Source organism: Cellulosimicrobium sp. ES-005, assembly GCF_040448685.1.
Taxonomy (GTDB): Bacteria; Actinomycetota; Actinomycetes; order Actinomycetales; family Cellulomonadaceae; genus Cellulosimicrobium; species Cellulosimicrobium cellulans_G.
Genome location: NZ_CP159290.1, coordinates 3869403 through 3885235, shown reverse-complemented (window position 1 = coordinate 3885235; position 15833 = coordinate 3869403). Strand labels below are relative to the sequence as shown.

38 protein-coding genes are annotated in these 15833 nt (G+C 68.4%); 36 read left to right on the top strand and 2 right to left on the bottom strand.

Features of this window, described 5'->3' with window-relative positions:
- Positions 1-10 precede the first annotated feature (10 nt).
- Both ABRQ22_RS17490 and ABRQ22_RS17485 read right to left on the bottom strand, forming a co-directional pair.
- Complete coding sequence (locus ABRQ22_RS17490; RefSeq protein ID WP_353707655.1) at positions 11-853, bottom strand: DUF3800 domain-containing protein; 843 nt, start codon at positions 851-853, stop codon at positions 11-13.
- Positions 853-1533, bottom strand: a complete 681-nt coding sequence (locus ABRQ22_RS17485; protein ID WP_353707654.1) for a hypothetical protein — start codon at positions 1531-1533, stop codon at positions 853-855. Before ABRQ22_RS17485 ends, ABRQ22_RS17490 begins: the two co-directional genes overlap by 1 nt.
- Before the next feature lie 169 nt (positions 1534-1702).
- Between ABRQ22_RS17485 and ABRQ22_RS17480 the strand changes: the two genes are divergently transcribed.
- From ABRQ22_RS17480 to ABRQ22_RS17305, 36 genes are all read left to right on the top strand, one after another.
- Positions 1703-2014: a helix-turn-helix transcriptional regulator gene (locus tag ABRQ22_RS17480; protein WP_353707653.1), complete on the top strand. Its 312-nt coding sequence runs from the start codon at positions 1703-1705 to the stop codon at positions 2012-2014.
- A 103-nt stretch (positions 2015-2117) separates the two neighbouring features.
- The gene (locus tag ABRQ22_RS17475; protein WP_353707652.1) at positions 2118-2855 is read left to right on the top strand and encodes a BRO family protein; all 738 of its coding nucleotides are present in this window, start codon (positions 2118-2120) and stop codon (positions 2853-2855) included.
- Positions 2852-3070, top strand: coding sequence for a hypothetical protein (locus ABRQ22_RS17470; protein WP_353707651.1), 219 nt, complete (start codon positions 2852-2854; stop codon positions 3068-3070). The genes ABRQ22_RS17475 and ABRQ22_RS17470 overlap by 4 nt, the downstream gene beginning before the upstream one ends.
- Positions 3067-3351 carry a hypothetical protein gene (locus tag ABRQ22_RS17465; protein WP_353707650.1) on the top strand — a complete coding sequence of 95 codons (285 nt, stop codon included), beginning with the start codon at positions 3067-3069 and terminating at the stop codon, positions 3349-3351. The genes ABRQ22_RS17470 and ABRQ22_RS17465 overlap by 4 nt, the downstream gene beginning before the upstream one ends.
- Before the next feature lie 238 nt (positions 3352-3589).
- The gene (locus ABRQ22_RS17460) at positions 3590-4003 is read left to right on the top strand and encodes a hypothetical protein (protein WP_353707649.1); all 414 of its coding nucleotides are present in this window, start codon (positions 3590-3592) and stop codon (positions 4001-4003) included.
- Positions 4003-4233, top strand: a complete 231-nt coding sequence (locus ABRQ22_RS17455) for a hypothetical protein (RefSeq protein WP_353707648.1) — start codon at positions 4003-4005, stop codon at positions 4231-4233. The genes ABRQ22_RS17460 and ABRQ22_RS17455 overlap by 1 nt, the downstream gene beginning before the upstream one ends.
- Positions 4230-4505, top strand: coding sequence for a hypothetical protein (locus tag ABRQ22_RS17450; protein ID WP_353707647.1), 276 nt, complete (start codon positions 4230-4232; stop codon positions 4503-4505). Before ABRQ22_RS17455 ends, ABRQ22_RS17450 begins: the two co-directional genes overlap by 4 nt.
- Positions 4502-4807: a hypothetical protein gene (locus ABRQ22_RS17445; protein WP_353707646.1), complete on the top strand. Its 306-nt coding sequence runs from the start codon at positions 4502-4504 to the stop codon at positions 4805-4807. Before ABRQ22_RS17450 ends, ABRQ22_RS17445 begins: the two co-directional genes overlap by 4 nt.
- The gene (locus ABRQ22_RS17440; protein ID WP_353707645.1) at positions 4804-5001 is read left to right on the top strand and encodes a hypothetical protein; all 198 of its coding nucleotides are present in this window, start codon (positions 4804-4806) and stop codon (positions 4999-5001) included. Before ABRQ22_RS17445 ends, ABRQ22_RS17440 begins: the two co-directional genes overlap by 4 nt.
- Before the next feature lie 97 nt (positions 5002-5098).
- The gene (locus tag ABRQ22_RS17435) at positions 5099-5317 is read left to right on the top strand and encodes a hypothetical protein (protein ID WP_353707644.1); all 219 of its coding nucleotides are present in this window, start codon (positions 5099-5101) and stop codon (positions 5315-5317) included.
- 91 nt (positions 5318-5408) lie between these two features.
- A complete protein-coding gene (locus ABRQ22_RS17430; protein ID WP_353707643.1) occupies positions 5409-5804 on the top strand; it encodes a hypothetical protein in 396 nt (131 codons plus the stop codon).
- Positions 5801-5932: a hypothetical protein gene (locus ABRQ22_RS17425; protein ID WP_353707642.1), complete on the top strand. Its 132-nt coding sequence runs from the start codon at positions 5801-5803 to the stop codon at positions 5930-5932. The genes ABRQ22_RS17430 and ABRQ22_RS17425 overlap by 4 nt, the downstream gene beginning before the upstream one ends.
- The gene (locus tag ABRQ22_RS17420; protein WP_353707641.1) at positions 5929-6771 is read left to right on the top strand and encodes a lambda exonuclease family protein; all 843 of its coding nucleotides are present in this window, start codon (positions 5929-5931) and stop codon (positions 6769-6771) included. The genes ABRQ22_RS17425 and ABRQ22_RS17420 overlap by 4 nt, the downstream gene beginning before the upstream one ends.
- A 1-nt stretch (position 6772) precedes the next feature.
- A complete protein-coding gene (locus ABRQ22_RS17415) occupies positions 6773-7252 on the top strand; it encodes a hypothetical protein (protein WP_353707640.1) in 480 nt (159 codons plus the stop codon).
- Positions 7252-7791 carry a hypothetical protein gene (locus ABRQ22_RS17410; protein WP_353707639.1) on the top strand — a complete coding sequence of 180 codons (540 nt, stop codon included), beginning with the start codon at positions 7252-7254 and terminating at the stop codon, positions 7789-7791. Before ABRQ22_RS17415 ends, ABRQ22_RS17410 begins: the two co-directional genes overlap by 1 nt.
- A complete protein-coding gene (locus ABRQ22_RS17405; RefSeq protein ID WP_353707638.1) occupies positions 7788-8108 on the top strand; it encodes a WhiB family transcriptional regulator in 321 nt (106 codons plus the stop codon). The genes ABRQ22_RS17410 and ABRQ22_RS17405 overlap by 4 nt, the downstream gene beginning before the upstream one ends.
- A complete protein-coding gene (locus ABRQ22_RS17400; RefSeq protein ID WP_353707637.1) occupies positions 8105-8398 on the top strand; it encodes a hypothetical protein in 294 nt (97 codons plus the stop codon). The genes ABRQ22_RS17405 and ABRQ22_RS17400 overlap by 4 nt, the downstream gene beginning before the upstream one ends.
- Entirely contained in the window at positions 8395-8571 is a 177-nt protein-coding gene (locus tag ABRQ22_RS17395) for a hypothetical protein (protein ID WP_353707636.1), read from the top strand. Before ABRQ22_RS17400 ends, ABRQ22_RS17395 begins: the two co-directional genes overlap by 4 nt.
- 207 nt (positions 8572-8778) lie before the next feature.
- Positions 8779-8940, top strand: a complete 162-nt coding sequence (locus tag ABRQ22_RS17390) for a hypothetical protein (protein ID WP_353707635.1) — start codon at positions 8779-8781, stop codon at positions 8938-8940.
- 219 nt (positions 8941-9159) lie between these two features.
- Positions 9160-9807 carry a hypothetical protein gene (locus ABRQ22_RS17385; RefSeq protein WP_353707634.1) on the top strand — a complete coding sequence of 216 codons (648 nt, stop codon included), beginning with the start codon at positions 9160-9162 and terminating at the stop codon, positions 9805-9807.
- A complete protein-coding gene (locus ABRQ22_RS17380) occupies positions 9804-10241 on the top strand; it encodes a hypothetical protein (RefSeq protein ID WP_353707633.1) in 438 nt (145 codons plus the stop codon). The genes ABRQ22_RS17385 and ABRQ22_RS17380 overlap by 4 nt, the downstream gene beginning before the upstream one ends.
- Positions 10238-10585 (top strand): hypothetical protein, encoded by a 348-nt coding sequence (locus ABRQ22_RS17375; protein WP_353707632.1) that lies wholly within the window; start codon positions 10238-10240, stop codon positions 10583-10585. Before ABRQ22_RS17380 ends, ABRQ22_RS17375 begins: the two co-directional genes overlap by 4 nt.
- On the top strand, positions 10582-10716 hold the full coding sequence (locus tag ABRQ22_RS17370; RefSeq protein WP_353707631.1) for a hypothetical protein: 135 nt from the start codon (positions 10582-10584) through the stop codon (positions 10714-10716). Before ABRQ22_RS17375 ends, ABRQ22_RS17370 begins: the two co-directional genes overlap by 4 nt.
- Positions 10716-10874 (top strand): hypothetical protein, encoded by a 159-nt coding sequence (locus tag ABRQ22_RS17365; protein WP_353707630.1) that lies wholly within the window; start codon positions 10716-10718, stop codon positions 10872-10874. Before ABRQ22_RS17370 ends, ABRQ22_RS17365 begins: the two co-directional genes overlap by 1 nt.
- Complete coding sequence (locus tag ABRQ22_RS17360) at positions 10871-11326, top strand: hypothetical protein (RefSeq protein WP_353707629.1); 456 nt, start codon at positions 10871-10873, stop codon at positions 11324-11326. The genes ABRQ22_RS17365 and ABRQ22_RS17360 overlap by 4 nt, the downstream gene beginning before the upstream one ends.
- On the top strand, positions 11326-11508 hold the full coding sequence (locus ABRQ22_RS17355) for a hypothetical protein (RefSeq protein WP_353707628.1): 183 nt from the start codon (positions 11326-11328) through the stop codon (positions 11506-11508). The genes ABRQ22_RS17360 and ABRQ22_RS17355 overlap by 1 nt, the downstream gene beginning before the upstream one ends.
- Positions 11505-11924 (top strand): hypothetical protein, encoded by a 420-nt coding sequence (locus ABRQ22_RS17350; protein WP_353707627.1) that lies wholly within the window; start codon positions 11505-11507, stop codon positions 11922-11924. The genes ABRQ22_RS17355 and ABRQ22_RS17350 overlap by 4 nt, the downstream gene beginning before the upstream one ends.
- The gene (locus ABRQ22_RS17345; RefSeq protein WP_353707626.1) at positions 11921-12319 is read left to right on the top strand and encodes a hypothetical protein; all 399 of its coding nucleotides are present in this window, start codon (positions 11921-11923) and stop codon (positions 12317-12319) included. The genes ABRQ22_RS17350 and ABRQ22_RS17345 overlap by 4 nt, the downstream gene beginning before the upstream one ends.
- Complete coding sequence (locus tag ABRQ22_RS17340; RefSeq protein ID WP_353707625.1) at positions 12316-12603, top strand: hypothetical protein; 288 nt, start codon at positions 12316-12318, stop codon at positions 12601-12603. The genes ABRQ22_RS17345 and ABRQ22_RS17340 overlap by 4 nt, the downstream gene beginning before the upstream one ends.
- Positions 12600-12890: a hypothetical protein gene (locus tag ABRQ22_RS17335; RefSeq protein WP_353707624.1), complete on the top strand. Its 291-nt coding sequence runs from the start codon at positions 12600-12602 to the stop codon at positions 12888-12890. The genes ABRQ22_RS17340 and ABRQ22_RS17335 overlap by 4 nt, the downstream gene beginning before the upstream one ends.
- 133 nt (positions 12891-13023) lie before the next feature.
- Complete coding sequence (locus ABRQ22_RS17330; protein ID WP_353707623.1) at positions 13024-13359, top strand: hypothetical protein; 336 nt, start codon at positions 13024-13026, stop codon at positions 13357-13359.
- Positions 13356-13586 (top strand): hypothetical protein, encoded by a 231-nt coding sequence (locus ABRQ22_RS17325; RefSeq protein ID WP_353707622.1) that lies wholly within the window; start codon positions 13356-13358, stop codon positions 13584-13586. Before ABRQ22_RS17330 ends, ABRQ22_RS17325 begins: the two co-directional genes overlap by 4 nt.
- Complete coding sequence (locus tag ABRQ22_RS17320; protein WP_353707621.1) at positions 13583-13927, top strand: hypothetical protein; 345 nt, start codon at positions 13583-13585, stop codon at positions 13925-13927. The genes ABRQ22_RS17325 and ABRQ22_RS17320 overlap by 4 nt, the downstream gene beginning before the upstream one ends.
- A 4-nt stretch (positions 13928-13931) precedes the next feature.
- Positions 13932-14234, top strand: a complete 303-nt coding sequence (locus tag ABRQ22_RS17315) for a DUF6221 family protein (RefSeq protein ID WP_353707620.1) — start codon at positions 13932-13934, stop codon at positions 14232-14234.
- 124 nt (positions 14235-14358) lie between these two features.
- Positions 14359-15075, top strand: coding sequence for a hypothetical protein (locus tag ABRQ22_RS17310; protein WP_353707619.1), 717 nt, complete (start codon positions 14359-14361; stop codon positions 15073-15075).
- Positions 15076-15479: 404 nt separating this feature from the next.
- Positions 15480-15761 carry a hypothetical protein gene (locus tag ABRQ22_RS17305; RefSeq protein ID WP_353707618.1) on the top strand — a complete coding sequence of 94 codons (282 nt, stop codon included), beginning with the start codon at positions 15480-15482 and terminating at the stop codon, positions 15759-15761.
- Positions 15762-15833: the final 72 nt, after the last annotated feature.

Here is a 15833-nt window from a genome sequence, read left to right as displayed (position 1 = left end):
GCGGGCTTCGTCATGCCCGGATCAGCTCAGGCCACCAGATCCTTTTGGTGAGGTAGGCGGGGTCGCCGAAGACCTTGACGCCCCACCCGAGCACCTGGCCACTCGGGCCACGTCGAAGTTGGTGTCGGTGCTCGAGCAGCATCTCGGCACAGTCGACGTCGCCATGATCGCCGCGGATCGCGCACCAGAGCATGCCGAGATACAGGTCTGCGAGCTGTAGCCCGTCGAACACGTCAGGACCTCGCCAGATTGGTGGCCACAGGATGTTCTCGAACGGCGCGCGAGTGTGCTGGTAGCGACGAGCGCCGTTGAGATAGTCGACGCTCTCGATGTGGTCCATGTTCTTGACCGCGCTCAGCCGGGCAACGGCGAGACGTTGTCCGCCGGGCCAGTACCTCGCCTGGTAGGCCACGCGCTCGAGGAGCAGCTTCGTCATGTAGTTGTAGAACAGGTCACGGTCAGCTCTGAGGTGCTGGCTGGCGATCAGCGTGGCCTTGTGCGCAACGACGTACACAACCTTCACGTCTGGGATCTTGGCGATCCATTGAGACGCAAGCCGTCGTCGAGCTGCATGCTTTGGCTTCGGTGTGAAGTGGTCGACCCAGTGGAGCGGCTTCGAGGTGTTCACCGCGTGACGCAAGCCGCCCACGACGACCTTCATGTCCGGGACGCGCTCCTGCGGGACCATGACCGCGACCATCGCGAAGACGTCGCTCGACTTCGTGGTGAAGCCGCGGTCCCCGACCTCGTCTACGAACGCCTCAACGCGGGGAAGGCGCCGGTACCGCTCGGGTGTCGGGAACTGCTTGAGCGGATCGATGGCGTCTAGGGCGCCCGGAGGGAAGAAGCCCACTACGACGCGCCCTCGGGATCCTGCGACTCCTCGCCGACGTCTCTCATGGCTCGCTGGTCCCGCTCGTACAGCGAGCCGCCGTCCGGCTTCGCCTTGGCTGCAAGGTCAAGCTCGTCGGGGTTGATGCCTGTGGCCGCGCTCCCCGCGGCCTGCTTACTGGGGGCGGCGTCTCCATCACGCCCCACCTCCTCGTCCTGTCCTGTGGCGCGTCGCCGCGTGCCGATGTCTCCGTAGGTGACCCAAGGCGGCATGTCGCCGTAGGTCATGCTCGGCGGCATCTCGTCGTAGGTCTCGACCAGCTCGAGAGCCTCGGCGACGATGCGATTCTGCCGGGCCATGAGGTTCACGGTGTCGATCACGATCTTTCGCTGGGCCGGCGTGAGCTGCTCCCCCGCAGCACCGAGCTCCTCCGCAAGCGAGGGGGCCGGCGGCGGGACCTTGGCGGCTTCGTAGACCTGGTCGCGACCAATCCCAGACAACTCCGCGAGTGCGTTGAGCGTCTCCGGCTTCGGCTTCGACTTGTAGGTCCCGGCGATGATCTTGTCGACCGTCGTGTACGACAGCGTGAGCCCGCGCTTCTTGGCTTCGCGGTCGAGCGCTCGGCCGCGAACGCCGCCAAGCCGCTCGGATGCGGCAAGGGCGACGTCGCGGAGCGTGAGCTCGTTGCTGTCGTCGTTCATGGCTCGATCCTCTGGTCTCTGTTCCCGCTGTTACTAGCGGCCGGAACGGATTTCAGGACAAGTGACCCGCTCACTCTACGGGCTGACCTGCACGTTCGTCGGGCCCTGTTGACAAGTAAGTGACACGTAGGGCACGCTTCACTTGTCAAACCGAGGAAAGGACGCCAGGATGGCCACACGACGACCCAAGGTCAGGTACCTGAGGGAGGTGTGGATGAAGGTCATCGACCCGGAGAAGATCCAGCGGGCCCGCAAGCGCGCTGGCTTCACGCAGTACGACCTCGCCGCTCTCACCCGATGCACGCAGGCGACGATCTCCGCCCTGGAGACGGGAGCGATGCGGGGCTGCTCGCAGGACCTCGCAGAGGCCCTCGCGAAGTGGCTCGACCGTGACGTGGAGGACCTCTTCGAGGCCCACCCCGGATCGCGTATGCACCGAGTGACAAACGCGGCAGGCTCCAAGCGTCAGGTTGCGGCCTGACGCCTACAACGCAAGCGGCCCCCGCCAGTCCGACCAAGAACCGGGCGAGGGCCACCTACCGAGAGGAAGTGTAGTGACCGCAGTACTCGAGCACCCACCCGCGGTGCAGACCTACGAGTTCGAGGGCCAGCACGTGCCCGTCGTCTCCGACGAGAACGGCGAGCCATGGTTCGTGGCAACCAACGTGGCGAGCATCCTCGGCTACCGGATGGCGTCGGACATGACCCGTCGCCTCGACGAGGACGAGAAGGGTACGCGTTCAGTGCGTACCCCCGGCGGACCGCAGATGGCCAGCGTCATCAGCGAGGCCGGACTGTTCGCCGCCATCCTCGGCTCGCGCGTCGAGGGGGCCAAGCGCTTCAAGCGCTGGGTGACGCACGACGTCCTCCCTCAGATCCGCAAGACCGGCTCCTACGGCACCCCGGCCCTCTCCGGTCCCGAACTCATGGCAGCCGCGCTCATCGAGGCGCAGGCCACGCTCGCCCGCCACGAGGCCACCGTCCGCGAACTCACGCCCCGCGCCGAAGCATGGGACGCCCTGGCCGACACCGCCGGCGACTACTCCATGCGGGACGCGGCCCAGATCCTCTCCCGCGACCACGGCATCGACATCGGCCAGAACCGACTCGCGAAGTACCTGCGCGAGATCGCGTGGGTCGACTCGCACGCCATCCCGTACCAGCGGCAGATCGACGTCGGTCGCCTCCGCTCGCGCGCCCGCTACTACACGCACGCCCGCACGGGTGAGCGCGTGCTGGCGGATCCGCAGATCCGCATCACTCCCAAGGGCGTCGAGGAGCTGCGGCGCCTGCTGACTGAGCCACCACAGGAGGCCTCGTGAGCACCCCAACGATCGCGCCCGTGTCGTTCGACTACGACGGCGCCGCAGCCGCTTCCGGCTACTCCCGTGACGTGATCCAGCGCGCGGTCCGCTCCGGCGACCTCCCCGCGCACTACCCGGAGATCGACGGACGCCAGATCTCCAAGCCCAGCATCCTCGCCGATGACCTCCTCGCGTGGGTCAAGCGCGGCAAGACCGAGAGGACCGTTCGATGAAGACCATCCTCCGCCGCCTGCGTGCGGCACTCACCCGCCACCCGTTCTCCGCGGCCTCGGTGGACGCGTTCCTGGCTGACGGTCGCGGCACGGTGGACGACCCGTGCGTCTACCCGTACGACGTCGAGCTGGCCGAGCCGATCGGCTCGACGATGACGCCGGCGGAGCGCGACGCGATCGAGGGCGACCTGCTCGCGCTCGCGCGTGCTGCGGGCGTGTACGTGGACCCGGCTGGTGACCTCGCGCTGATCGAGGCCTACGCGAACGGCGAGGTGGCGTGATGGCCGCCGCGACCACGACCACACCGCACGTCCTGTCGTCGGCCGAACTCGACGCCCTTCCCCTGTACGCGCCGGTCCTGTGCACGACGGACTTCGGTCGCCCGGTGCTCGCTATGAAGATCGGTGCACAGCCGAACGGGCACTCGACGTGGCGGACGACGGACGGGACGACGTTCCCGGGGTCGTTCGCGATCTCCCGTGCGAACCCGGTGCTTCTCGTGCCAGCCGGGGGTGCGTCATGAGTGACGCGATCCCGTCCCGCCCGCCGCTGCGACCCGAGGAGGGTTGGCGCCCACCGTCACGTGACTTCTTCGGCGGCCCTCCCCCGGTCGACATGACGGACCCGGCGAACGTTCCCCCGGTGCAGTCGGAGCACGAGTTCCTGTACGGCGACGTGCCGCCCGAGGTCGTGTTCACGGCTGGCGGTGCGATCGCGGCACCGTCGCAGGCGCACCGGTACGCGACGTTCAAGCCACTGCTCGACCGGATCGGTCCTGGTGCCGCGTCGATGGTCGAACGCGAGATGGACCGGGCGAGGGCGTTCGAGGTCATCGCTCGGGCGGCGGTCGAGTACATCGACGACACCACGGAAAAGGGCCTGTGGGACGCGCTCGTCGAGGCCGTCGCCGAGAACCGGGCGGCGATCCAGTGATGGCAGTAGACCGCACGTGGCCGCTGTTCAGCGGCGAATTCCAGCGGGCGAACCCCGAGCGCTACCACGTCGTACTCGCAGCGAAGAAGGACGGCAAGTGGGGCCGAGCGCACGTCTACCGCGGGCTCAACCACATCGGTACCTACGACACGTGGGCTGAGGCCATCCAGGTAGCGAACGAGAAGGCGATCGTCCGCGTCGCCATGCGGGGCATCGGAGTCCTTCCATGAGCCGCTACGACGACCCCCTCCACGACCAGCGCATGGAGGAACGCGACCGGTACGAGCGTGACCTCGCCCGCCAGTACGCGGCCGACACCATCCGCCTCGCAGACCCCGAACCGCCACGTCGCCGCGAGCACAACCCCAAGCGACCGGCCGGACCTCAGTGGGGCGACGACATCCCGATCCCCGACGACGTGTACGCCCAACTCGTCGCCTACGAGACCTACGCGCCCAACATCCGGGCCGCCCACGAAGCACACAGCAGGAGGAACACGTGAGCATCGAGTTCACACGGATCAACCTTCACCGCCAGGCGAGGTACGAGATCTCCGGAGCGCCCGACGTGAAGGGCGACTACATCAACGCGCACCTTCGGCCCGACCTGGTCTGGATCGAGGACGACGGCGACGCGGTCACGACGGTCACCGTGTTCGGCCCGAACGTGAAGAAAGACGGGGCGACCGGGAAGAACCGCCACGACGCGAAGTTCCGTCCCCGGAGCCGCTACGACCGGGACGTTCCCGACTGGCTCTCTCCGCTCGTCGAGCACCACGCCAAGACCTTCGGTGTACAGCCATGACCGCCACGACCGAGGGCGACCTGCTCACCGACCTCGCGCGACTCCAGGACGAGGCCGTCGCGGTCGTCGAGGCGTTCGAGAACGAGCCCGATATGGACACGCCCGAGTGGCACGAGTTCATGGTCCGCGTCCGGGGTGTCTCTCGTCGGCTCAACGAGACCGTCCGCCTGATCGACCAGGGGGCAGGCCGATGACCGACCGCTGTGGGTACGAGTTCTGCCGGAACTGGGCTGGCGGCGGGTGCGTGTGCGACGTGTTCGACATGGACCCCGACCTCGTGGAAGAGGACGCATGAGCGCCCTCGACGACCTCGAGGCCGCCATCGCCGCCGAACACAGGTCACTCCGCGCCTGCCATAACCCCGACTGCCGCGACACCCACCTCGACCAAGTCCTCGACTACGAGGCCGCCAAGAACACCCTCACGCAGCCGAACCCCGACCCCGAGGACAAGCGACGCGCACTCGCCATCCTCTACACCGCACGAACCGCCACCGGAGGCACACCGTGAATCGACACGACGACTTCCCCTGGGGCATCGTCCTCGCCCTTGCCATCCCCGCAGGCATCATCCTCGGGCTGATCTGGACGGCGGGGTCCCGATGACAGCCGACCTGCTGCGCCGAGCCGCAGCCAAGATCCGCGAGACCGCCAAGGCTGCTGACCGGGAGGCTCCCGCACCCTGGCGCGCGGACCCGCCCTACAGCCCGAGCCCCCGACCTGCCGACACCTACGACGTCCTTGACCACGACTCGTTCGACGTCGCCAACCAGGTCAGTATCACGTCACCCGAGGCCGAGCACATCGCCCTGTGGTCGCCCGACGTCGCCGAGCTCGTGGCCGACTGGCTCGACGACATCGCCCGCCACTGGGAGACGGTCGCGGAGCAGGCCGAGGACCCGGACGACCCGGTCGACGCCGAGGGACAGCGCATAGGCGACACCCTCGACAGCCACGCCGTCACTCTCGCCCGCCGCATCCTCGGAGAGCAGCCATGACCCCCGCCGCGCACTTCACCTTCGACCCCGACGCGCTCATCACCCTCCTCGTCGTCGGCTTCCTCATCGCCACCACCTGGGCAACCGACCGCGTCACCAAGCGACGGAAGCGGGAGGGCGAACGATGACCCTTCACGTCTACGGCGACCTCGTCCAGGGCTCCGACGAATGGCTCGCAGCGCGGCGCGGGATCGTCACCGCATCCGTCGTCGGCCAGCTCATCACCGTCGGCCCCGCACCCGCCACCGGCGTCGCGTGCCCTGAGTGCGGAGCAGGTGCCGGCGCACCCTGCGTCAGCCGCGCGCGCAAGGAACCGTCACCCATCAAGACGGTCCACGGGACACGAGTCGCACCGCCCGACGCGCCACCCGTCATCGAGGTCGCTCACAACGACACCGCCCGAGCGCTCACCACCTACCTCGCCGCCGAGCGCATCACCGGCTGGTCCGACCCCGTGTTCGTCACCAACGACATGCTCCGCGGCACCCTCGACGAACCCATCGCACGAGACCTCTACAGCGAGCACTTCGCGCCCGTCCACGAGGTCGGCTTCATGGTCCGCGACTTCGTCGTCATGAACGAGGAGCACAGCGAGGTCACCTTCGCCATCGGCTACTCCCCCGACGGGCTCGTGGGCGACGACGGACTCATCGAGATCAAGTCCCGCCGGCAGAAGAAGCACCTCGCCACCATCCTCGCCGACCAGGTCCCCGCCGAGAACATGGCGCAGATCCAGGCAGGGCTCCTCGTGTCCGGCCGCCGATGGTGCGACTACGTCTCCTACTGCAGCGGCATGCCCCTCTGGCCCAAGCGCGTCTACCCCGACGAGCAGTGGTTCGACGCCATCACCGACGCCGCCGCGCAGTTCGAGCAGACCGCGGCCCACGTCGTCGCCACCTACCACCGCGCCGTCGCCGGGCTTCCCGCGACCGAGCGCATCGACCACTTCGCAGACCTGGAGGTCTGACATGACCAGCACAGAGTTCCAGCCCATCCAGGGCAGCGCCCGCGACTGGGGCTACGACCGCGAGGACGGCCTGCTCGTCCTCAACGAGGACAGCCAGAACGAGATCACCGAGCTCCTCATGGGGCGGAAGGTCGCCAAGGTCGACGGCGAACACCTCATGCTCGACGACGGCACCGTCATCAAGGCGATCGGCCACGACGGCGGTTGCAGCTGCAACGCCGGGTGCTACGACCTCTCCGTCCTCAACGGGGTCGACAACATCATCACCCGTGTCGAGTACGACTACCGGCCCGCCAGCGACGGCGACTACCCCGAGTTCGACGAGGGAGACCCCGACGCTCCCGACGACGAGTGGACGGGCTACTACCGAGTGTTCGTCTACGCCGAGAACCAGCGCGTGAACCTCATGCAGTTCGACGGCACCGACGGCAACGGCTACTACGGCTCCGGCTTCGAGATCCTCGTGCGGAGGGCTGCCTGATGGACATCAGCGACACGATCGCCCCGAACAGCGACCAGCTCGACGCCGTGGACCTGCTCCCCGGCGCCCGCACCTTCTCCATCGAGGGAGTCAGCAAGGGCAACGCCGAACAGCCCGTGCAGATCCACCTCCGCGAGTTCCCCCGACCTTGGCGACCCGGCAAGTCCATGCGCCGCGTCCTCGTCGCCGTCTGGGGCAAGGACGCATCCACCTACGCCGGCAAGAGCCTCACCCTCTACTGCGACGAGACGGTGCGCTTCGGGGGCCAGGCCGTCGGCGGCGTGCGGATCTCGCACATGAGCGGCATCGACAAGCCCCGCGACGTCCCGCTCATCGTCTCCCGAGGCAAGTCCGCGATCTTCACCGTCCGACCGCTCGCCGACGCACCGAAGACGCCCGAGCCCACCGCCGAGCAGGTCGCCAACACCACCGACCGCGCCGCCCTCCAAGCTATGTGGAAGGCGTCCGGACCCGAGATGCGCGCCACCATCCAAGCCCGCGTCGCCGAGCTCGACGCCACGAACGGGGAGCAGCCATGAGCACGATGAGAGCCGCACTCGGCATCGGACCATCCCCAGCGCCCGACACCCGCCGCAACGCGATCACCACCGCCGAGCACTGGGCCGGCGCACCCTGCACCGAGACCGACCCCGACCTCTGGTACTCCGAAGACCACAAGGAACGCGCACAGGCCGCCAAGATCTGCGCCACCTGCCCCCTCGCCTTCGAGTGCGCCGAGAATGGCCGCGACGAGAAGTGGGGCATCTGGGGCGGAATCGACCGCGGTGAACCCTACCGCGCACGCCGCACCGCCGAGAGGGCACGACGAGCCGCACGACAGGCGGAAGCGTCATGAGCACCTACATCCATGGCACCGAGCGCCAGAAGCTCGCCGTCGCCGTCGACCGACTCCGCAGCGCCTACCGGACCCTCGCCGCACAGGTCGAAGAGGCTGAGGCCCGCCGCGACCAGGCGATCGCCGACGAGCAGAGCGCACGCGCCAACGTCGACCGACTCCTCGACACGCGCCGCCAACTCCAAGAGGAGATCGACGACCTCGCGCTCCAGATCTCCACACAGGCCGCGCTCGTCACGCCGGCACGCCCGAACCTCTGGGGCGAGCGCTACAAGGTCGGTGTCGCATGATCCGCCACCTGCCGTCCGTGATGGCCGCGGTCACGATCCTGTCCGCCGCGGCCCTGTGGTGGGCACGATCCACCTTCCCGGCCCTCGTGCCGCTGTGGCTCGTCATCACAGCCTGCGCGTTCGTCCTGACCATCATCCTCGCGCGCATCACACCAGGGTCGTCCGATGAGTAGCCAGTCGATGTCGCTCACCGTGCACCGGTCGAACCTGCTCACGTCCAACCAGCGACGCCACTTCCACGACACGGCACGCGCCACGAAGGTTCTGCGACTCACCGGCAAGCTCAACGCCCAGTCGCAGGAACTCCGGCCCATGGCGCGCGTCCACCTGCACGTGTTCGTCGGCTGGCCCGACCGCCGACGCCGCGACGTGCCGAACCTGTGGCCACGGTCAAGGCCCTGGTCGACGGGATCGTCGACGCCGGGATCCTCCCCGACGACAACGACGACGTCGTCACCGCACTCACCTTCCGACGGTTCGGCGACCTCCACGCCGCCAAGGACACCGTCGCCCTGTCCATCGTCCTCGAGGAGATCCAGTGACGACCCGCACCTGCGGCTGTGGAAAGTCGTACCCCGACACGCCCGCCGGCCGACTCGCCCACCGAACCCTGCACGGCCACGCGCCGTCACGAGAGAAGGAGGCGTGATGCGCTCCTGCCCCGCCTGCGACGGCACCATCCGAAACCCGATCCGACGCCTCTGGTTCCACGTTCTCTTCCTGCTCGAGCTCGCCAACCCACCATCCGAGGAGGTCTGACAGTGGCGCGTGACCACGCCCGCATCCGGCTCGACATCTGGAACGACGACGACTGGCGCTACCTCACCTCGTCCGGCCAGTGGCTCTACATGTTCCTCCTCACCCAGCCGTCCCTCACGTTCGCCGGCGTCGCCGACTGGCGTCCCGCGAAGATCGCCGCCCACACCGCCGAACTCACCGGCACGGACGTCGAGACGTTCGCCGCCGAGCTCGAGGAGGGCCGGTTCATCCTCTGCGACCGCCGCTCCGAGGAAGTCCTCATCCGCTCGTTCGTGAAGCACGACGGACTCATGAAGTCCCCGAACATGGCCGTCGCCCTCGCGAAGGACCACGGCCGCATCGGGTCCAGCGTCCTGCGCGCCGTCATCGTCGACCAGCTCCACACCCTCCGAGAGGCCAAGCCAACGCTCAAGGGATGGGGCAAGCCCGAGGTCGGAACCCTTCTCGAGAAAAGGTCGATGACCTTCGAGGAAGGGTTCGCCGCACTACCCGACAACCCTTCGGGGAACCCGTCCGCCAACCCTTCGGGGAAGGGTTCGGGAAACCCTTCGGCAACTCCCTTCCTCCCTAACTCCCTTCCTCCCGGACTCCTTTCCTCATCATCACCTCTCCCTGAAACTCACCAGCGATCAGCACGAGCAGGCGCATGATGACGATCGAAATCAACGGAGACCAGGCCCGCGCACTCGCTGCGCTCGTCGCAGCCCTCCGCCCCGACTGGGACGCACCCGGAGTCCTCGCAGCACTCCGCGACGGACGCACCAAGGGCACCGCCGACCAGCTCGCCCACGCCGCGATCAACGCCGCCATGGACCCCGCGAACCGCACCCCCGCCGTCATCGCCCTCGACGGCTCCCATTGGGCTTCGGTTCGCCCCGTCGAGACCCGCGGCGCCAAGTTCGACCGATGCACCCGGCCCGGACACGAACAGTGGCCCGCCTGGCACTGCGCCGGCTGTCGAGCAGACGCCCGAGCCGCAGACAGCCCACGCGAGACCACGCCCGAGCCCGTCGACGTCGGACCCGGCCCCGAGCTCGCACGCACCGCACTCCACGCCGCACTCACCCACCAGGAGAAGCCATGAGCACCGAGACCCCGCACCACACCGTGACAGCCCGGTTCGAGGACGGGCGACATGTCGAGGCCCTCTCGACCATGACGTGCACCGCGCCCGCCGACGCCCTCTGCCACGCCGTCTGGGACTGCGACTGCGAAGCGTGGGACCTCCCGCGCGTCGAGGACGGGCGACCGGTCCACATGAGCATGTACGGCGGAGAGCACACCGGCCAACTCGACCCCGAGTTCTGCAACCTCCGCGAGTGGTTCGACAACTCCGACGAGACCCTCAACGGCGAGATCACGTTCCCCGTCACGCCCGAGTGGACCGGCGACGGGTACCTCTTCAACGCCGCCCAGGACACGCCGTGACCGACGACGAGCAGCCCGACGCCGACACCACCGCCATCTTCCGCGCACGCATCCGACAGACCATCAACGCCGCCCGCGAGAAGAACCTCATGGACGACACGACCCCGACCGAACCCACGGAGGAGAGCTGATGAGAGACACCTGCCTGGCATGCGGGCGACCCATCTTCACCACGGCCCTCCGGGTACCGATCGTCACGCTCGCCCAGCAGTGGACGCACGGGTCGCGCCGCATCGACCGGAAGCACGCACCCATCCCCACCAACCACGACTTCGAGGTGATCCGATGAGCACTGACCAGACGCCCGCCCTGGCACGCGCCACCGAGGCGCAGCCGACCCCGACGCACGACGACCTCTTGCGCGTGCTCGGCGACGACCCGAGGTCGCGCATCACGCCCGAGTTCCGAGACGCCGTGTTCGCGCTCGCCCGTCAGTGGGAGCACGACGGGTGGCACGTCGACCCGGACGGCGAGCGCGCGACGGTCCGCTGCGTCCCTGTGACGGCCGTGGTCCGGATCGTGTGGGACTACCTCGCCGCGATCCGCCCGGCTCTCACCCTCGCCACCGTGTCCGCCGCCCTGCACGACCCCGACGACCCGGACTGGCTCGCACGGGTGATCTACGACGCGCACGGCTTCCACAGCGCTGACACGTGGGACACCGACCACGACGGCGTGCGCAACCACTACAGAGGTCACGCCGATGCCGTGCGGGCCGCGATCCTCGGGGAGGTGGCGTGATGGCCTGGTACGACCACGTCGCCGCCGCGCTGTGCGACGGATGTGACCGCATGTTCCCTACCGGCCAGGTGGCGGCGGACGACGCAGGTAGCGGCCAGTTCTGCCACCCGTGCCGGTACGTCGCGAACCACGGCACCGCGTTCGACTGGGTCGCCTTGGACTACGAGGAGGACCCAGCGTGAATAGAACGGTCCGGGTCTCGTCCCACGCCCTGGGGTTCAAGGCGACCGTGACGGTGAAGGTATACGACACGCGCGAACAGATGATCGCTGCCGCAGAGAGGTTCTCCGGAGCCGACCTGTCCGGCTCGGTCGCTGTCACGCAGGGGTCAACCCGGTACTTCGAGGACGGCACCGAGCGCTTCCTCCCTATCATCCGGCTCCACGCCGCACGTTTGGGCACCGAGGTTCTCTCGCACGAGATGCACCACGCAACGTGCGCGATCTACGCCGCCACCCTGCCCGAGGGTACAGGCGCACGGTCGGTCCTGGACCACACGAACGAACCGTTCGCCTACCTGTACGGGCAGCTGCTACGGCGGCTCGTCGAGGCGCTATACCGGCACGGCTACTACTCCAAGACGAGAGAGGTCTCATGAGCACCGCGCGTGACTACCTGGCGGCCGTGCAGCAGCGAGCCGACGCAGCAGCGGGCGGCCCGTGGTACGAGCGCGAAGGGTATGTGTGCCGCGACGCCGTTTACTCCGACGGAGAGGAGTTCGTTCAGGGCATCGCCGCCTACCCAGTAGGCAAGAGCGCGGAGTTCATCGTCGCAGCGCGCACGGACGTCCCGCGCCTGGTCGCAGCTCTCGGAGCCGCCCTCGACCTCGCAGAGTGGCACGAGACGAAGGCGGACAAGGCTCGGCTCTACCCCGGGCCAGGCCACGAGAACGCGCTGGTTATGACGAAGTCGGCAGCCGTGCACGACGACGCCGCACGACGCCTCCGCGCCGCAATCACGGACGCACTGACCCCGAAGGAGAACGACTCATGAGCTGGACCCCCACCGACGAGCAGGTCGAGAAGGCGGCAGAGGAAGTCGCCCGCGCGGCGACCGAGTTCTACTCGGATGCCGCCGTCCCGCACTACTCGCGCCACATCGCCCGTGCCGTGTTGGTTGCGGTCGGGCCGCACATCGCCGCAACCGAGAGGAAGCGCATCACCGCGGCGCTGCGCCAGAAGTTCGGCGTGACGAACCGCGCCGCCGACTGGATCGACCGCGTGTTCTGGGGGCCCGACGAGCGCGCTGACCAGATCGAGAAGGAGACAGACCGATGAGCGACGACGACTACACGCCCAGCACGGACGAGGTGCGCGCGGACTACGTGCGTGACCACACCCGCAACTTCGACTCGTACATGACCGGCCGATCCCTTGCCTCCGAACAGGAGGTCTACGGGGCTAGGTTCGACCGCTGGCTCGCTGCACACGACGAGTCCGTGCGGGCCGAGGAACGCGCAGACGTGGCGCGACTCATCGAGGAGGCAGCGGACGACGACGATGCTCCGCACCTGTGGAAGCGCGGCATGGAGCACGCCGCCTGGATCGCGAGGGAGGGCGCATGAGTGACCGACTGACCGCCAGGTGCGCCACGTGCGGCGAGAGCGTCGACCTGCCGAACCAGGGGCTAGGACGCGCCACGCTCGCCGCATGGCGCACGCAGCACCAGGGGCACGACGTGACGGAGGGAGAGGGCGCATGAGCACGCTGCACGAGCAGGCGCGAGCCGAAGCCGAGAAGCGCCGCTACCTGTTCACGACGGCCGACGAGGACGAGAACCTGCGTGAGGAGTTCGTCGCCGGTGCCATCTGGGCCGCGACCCGCACACGCGTCGTCACCACCGTGACCGAGCTCGACGCACTCCCGGTCGGCACGGTGCTGCTGGACCGTATCGGACGCGCCATGCAAGTCAGCCTGGACAGCGAGGGCTACCGGCTTGTGCGCCGCGCGGGATCGGACGACGCCTACTACATCGGCATCGACCGCATCAGCCTTCCCGCCCGCGTGCTGGACGAGCCCGAGGAGGACCGATGATGACCACCGTGAGCACGAGCAAGCGCCCCCGCCGCGTCGTCGGCGAACGCATCTCTGACTGGCCCAAGCCCGACCGCTGGGTGTGGCACCTGTACGACAAGGCCGATCCCGAAGCCTGGTTCACCGAAGTGCGCTGCGGCGGCGGGGTCACCCTGCCCGGCGCCTACCAGACCCGCCCCGAGTCGGACGTGTGCCCCGACTGCCTCGCAGGAAGGAAGACGCTGTGACGGACGACCTGCTGGACGAAGCGACCCGACTCGCGGACAACAGCCCAGGCGTCGGCGTCGGACCACTGCTGCGCGCCCTGGTCGAGCGCGTGCAGCAGGCCGAAGCCGAGGCGCGTCACCTGCGCAGCATCGCGACGAGGGAAGTCGCAGCACATGAGACCCAGGTGGCCCGCCTCGCAGCCGAGCGGGATGTGGCGCGGGGCAAGCTCGACAAGGTGCGCGAGGCCGTCACCGCAGAACTGGACTGCCTGCTGCACGACGATGACGACCCCGTGCAGTGCGGCTGGAAGAGGACGGTGCGCGACGTGCTCGCCATCCTCGACGGGAAGACGGGAGACTGAGGCCATGGAACTCATGACGCTCACCGAGTTCCTGCTCTCCAGGATCGCCGAAGACGAGGCCCGCGCCGACGACGCCTGGAAGGCTGTCGACAACGGGGCCATCGTGTGGGACCGGATCCACCCGGACGTGCGCGCCGCGTTGTGGCCTCCCGCTCGCGTGCTGGCGGAGTGCGAGGCGAAGCGGCGCATCGTGGAGTCTGCGCGGCGTCTCGGCACCCGCGGCGGCGTGACGCCCGAGGAGCTACTCGGCAACCTCGCCCTGCCCTACGCCGACCACCCGGACTACGACGAGGCGTGGCGGGTGTAACCACACACCGGGGCGGGCCAACACGGCCCGCCCCGGTGCGCTGGATACTGGAACCAGGTTCGGGTATCGTATTTTGCCCACCGGGACGCCGGTGCGGGGTCGACCGACACAGGGAGACCCGCTCGTGGACAACCTCGTCGCACTCGCCGCCCGAGACGACCTCCTCGCCATCGTCGCCGCATGGCCCGCACTCCAAGCCCGCCTCGAACCCAGCGGATCATCCACCGGTGGCGCATCCCACCCCGCACCAGGCAGCCGGCCGCCCATCGACCTCCACGTCTCCGACCTCATGCACGAGATCGAGACCGAAGCCCGCGCGCTCGGTCGGATCCTTCTCGAAGAGACCGACGACTGGCAGCCCGATACCAGCGAGATGCCCGGACTCCTCCGCTCCGTCGCCCTCAGGTTCGGCCACTTCACGCACGGGGACGACGAGAAGACCGCCTACGACTTCCTCGACATTGCGCACGAGTTCCGCCGCAAGGTCGCCCTCGCGCTCGAGCGACCCGAACCCGCGCGATGGATGGGGCCATGCATCGTCCCCGAGTGCGACGGCGAACTCCGACTGTTCGGTCACCGCGTCGACACCACGTGCCCCGAGTGCGGGAACGTCGCCGGGCTGCTCGAGGTTCGCAAGCACCTCCACGCGGCGCTCAAGGACAGGCTCATGACTCGCGGCGAGCTCGTGTCCGCGCTGTTCGTACTCGGCATCGAGGTCAAGCCGAAGACGCTCGACAAGTGGGTGGAGCGGGGTCGGCTTGAGAAGGCCGTCGAAGACCCTGACCTGTATCGACTCGAAGACGCGCTCAGGCTGGCCGAGCGTGGGAAGGTGGCAGCGTGACGACACACAAGCCCGCAGTGACGGTGATGCCGGATTCTGGCGTCACCGTTCGGCAGGCACTCGCAGCGTTCACCCTCATGAGCGCCGCCATGCAAGGGGCATGGGAGCGTGCTACGACCGGGGCTACAACTCCCGACACCAACCGGCGATGGACGGACGCACGGGACGCGTTCGAAACGGTGCGCGCTACGCCCGAACGGCCGGCGGGGCCACGCGCGCGTGTCGAGGTGGCGGAACGGGATCCTGTCGCATAGCCTTACGGCAAGATTGCACGGTCTGTCGATGGGGCCCTCGGTTCGCACCGGGGGCCTTCGTCGCGCCCGGGGTTGAGCGCCGCTCCCCCGAAAGCCACCCCCGCACTCGACGGGGCGTTGCCCGCTACGGGCAGTCAAGGAGAAGGCGATATGCCTCACGAGAAGATCAACCACGGCGTCAGCAACGACAACTCACGCGAGCTGGTCGTCGGCTGGGACCGCATCGGCTGGGTGCAGGTGAGCATCTACCCCGAGGGCTGGTCGCACACAGGCGAAGCGATGATCGTCGACCTCAACCCGCGACAGGTCGAGGTCCTCATCAAGACGCTCAAGCGAGCGCGACGCCAGGCTTACGGGGACGGCCAGCGTTGGCCAGGGTTCAGCGAGAACCCCGCCGACAACAACCCTGGACCCACGCCGCCAGCACCGTAACCAAGAGGCCAGACGCCCACTCCCCGGTGACCAGCCACCCGGGGAGATGGGCGGGCAACTTCCGGGGGTGGA

What these genes read in the sequence shown, in the direction of transcription:
- ABRQ22_RS17485 (WP_353707654.1), bottom strand. Translation starts at nt 1,533, where the DNA reads ATGAACGACGACAGCAACGAGCTCACGCTCCGCGACGTCGCCCTTGCC.
- ABRQ22_RS17480 (WP_353707653.1), top strand. Translation starts at nt 1,703, where the DNA reads ATGGCCACACGACGACCCAAGGTCAGGTACCTGAGGGAGGTGTGGATG.
- ABRQ22_RS17465 (WP_353707650.1), top strand. Translation starts at nt 3,067, where the DNA reads ATGAAGACCATCCTCCGCCGCCTGCGTGCGGCACTCACCCGCCACCCG.
- ABRQ22_RS17460 (WP_353707649.1), top strand. Translation starts at nt 3,590, where the DNA reads ATGAGTGACGCGATCCCGTCCCGCCCGCCGCTGCGACCCGAGGAGGGT.
- ABRQ22_RS17455 (WP_353707648.1), top strand. Translation starts at nt 4,003, where the DNA reads ATGGCAGTAGACCGCACGTGGCCGCTGTTCAGCGGCGAATTCCAGCGG.
- ABRQ22_RS17450 (WP_353707647.1), top strand. Translation starts at nt 4,230, where the DNA reads ATGAGCCGCTACGACGACCCCCTCCACGACCAGCGCATGGAGGAACGC.
- ABRQ22_RS17440 (WP_353707645.1), top strand. Translation starts at nt 4,804, where the DNA reads ATGACCGCCACGACCGAGGGCGACCTGCTCACCGACCTCGCGCGACTC.
- ABRQ22_RS17435 (WP_353707644.1), top strand. Translation starts at nt 5,099, where the DNA reads ATGAGCGCCCTCGACGACCTCGAGGCCGCCATCGCCGCCGAACACAGG.
- ABRQ22_RS17430 (WP_353707643.1), top strand. Translation starts at nt 5,409, where the DNA reads ATGACAGCCGACCTGCTGCGCCGAGCCGCAGCCAAGATCCGCGAGACC.
- ABRQ22_RS17425 (WP_353707642.1), top strand. Translation starts at nt 5,801, where the DNA reads ATGACCCCCGCCGCGCACTTCACCTTCGACCCCGACGCGCTCATCACC.
- ABRQ22_RS17420 (WP_353707641.1), top strand. Translation starts at nt 5,929, where the DNA reads ATGACCCTTCACGTCTACGGCGACCTCGTCCAGGGCTCCGACGAATGG.
- ABRQ22_RS17415 (WP_353707640.1), top strand. Translation starts at nt 6,773, where the DNA reads ATGACCAGCACAGAGTTCCAGCCCATCCAGGGCAGCGCCCGCGACTGG.
- ABRQ22_RS17410 (WP_353707639.1), top strand. Translation starts at nt 7,252, where the DNA reads ATGGACATCAGCGACACGATCGCCCCGAACAGCGACCAGCTCGACGCC.
- ABRQ22_RS17405 (WP_353707638.1), top strand. Translation starts at nt 7,788, where the DNA reads ATGAGCACGATGAGAGCCGCACTCGGCATCGGACCATCCCCAGCGCCC.
- ABRQ22_RS17400 (WP_353707637.1), top strand. Translation starts at nt 8,105, where the DNA reads ATGAGCACCTACATCCATGGCACCGAGCGCCAGAAGCTCGCCGTCGCC.
- ABRQ22_RS17395 (WP_353707636.1), top strand. Translation starts at nt 8,395, where the DNA reads ATGATCCGCCACCTGCCGTCCGTGATGGCCGCGGTCACGATCCTGTCC.
- ABRQ22_RS17380 (WP_353707633.1), top strand. Translation starts at nt 9,804, where the DNA reads ATGATGACGATCGAAATCAACGGAGACCAGGCCCGCGCACTCGCTGCG.
- ABRQ22_RS17375 (WP_353707632.1), top strand. Translation starts at nt 10,238, where the DNA reads ATGAGCACCGAGACCCCGCACCACACCGTGACAGCCCGGTTCGAGGAC.
- ABRQ22_RS17365 (WP_353707630.1), top strand. Translation starts at nt 10,716, where the DNA reads ATGAGAGACACCTGCCTGGCATGCGGGCGACCCATCTTCACCACGGCC.
- ABRQ22_RS17360 (WP_353707629.1), top strand. Translation starts at nt 10,871, where the DNA reads ATGAGCACTGACCAGACGCCCGCCCTGGCACGCGCCACCGAGGCGCAG.
- ABRQ22_RS17355 (WP_353707628.1), top strand. Translation starts at nt 11,326, where the DNA reads ATGGCCTGGTACGACCACGTCGCCGCCGCGCTGTGCGACGGATGTGAC.
- ABRQ22_RS17345 (WP_353707626.1), top strand. Translation starts at nt 11,921, where the DNA reads ATGAGCACCGCGCGTGACTACCTGGCGGCCGTGCAGCAGCGAGCCGAC.
- ABRQ22_RS17340 (WP_353707625.1), top strand. Translation starts at nt 12,316, where the DNA reads ATGAGCTGGACCCCCACCGACGAGCAGGTCGAGAAGGCGGCAGAGGAA.
- ABRQ22_RS17335 (WP_353707624.1), top strand. Translation starts at nt 12,600, where the DNA reads ATGAGCGACGACGACTACACGCCCAGCACGGACGAGGTGCGCGCGGAC.
- ABRQ22_RS17330 (WP_353707623.1), top strand. Translation starts at nt 13,024, where the DNA reads ATGAGCACGCTGCACGAGCAGGCGCGAGCCGAAGCCGAGAAGCGCCGC.
- ABRQ22_RS17325 (WP_353707622.1), top strand. Translation starts at nt 13,356, where the DNA reads ATGATGACCACCGTGAGCACGAGCAAGCGCCCCCGCCGCGTCGTCGGC.
- ABRQ22_RS17315 (WP_353707620.1), top strand. Translation starts at nt 13,932, where the DNA reads ATGGAACTCATGACGCTCACCGAGTTCCTGCTCTCCAGGATCGCCGAA.
- ABRQ22_RS17305 (WP_353707618.1), top strand. Translation starts at nt 15,480, where the DNA reads ATGCCTCACGAGAAGATCAACCACGGCGTCAGCAACGACAACTCACGC.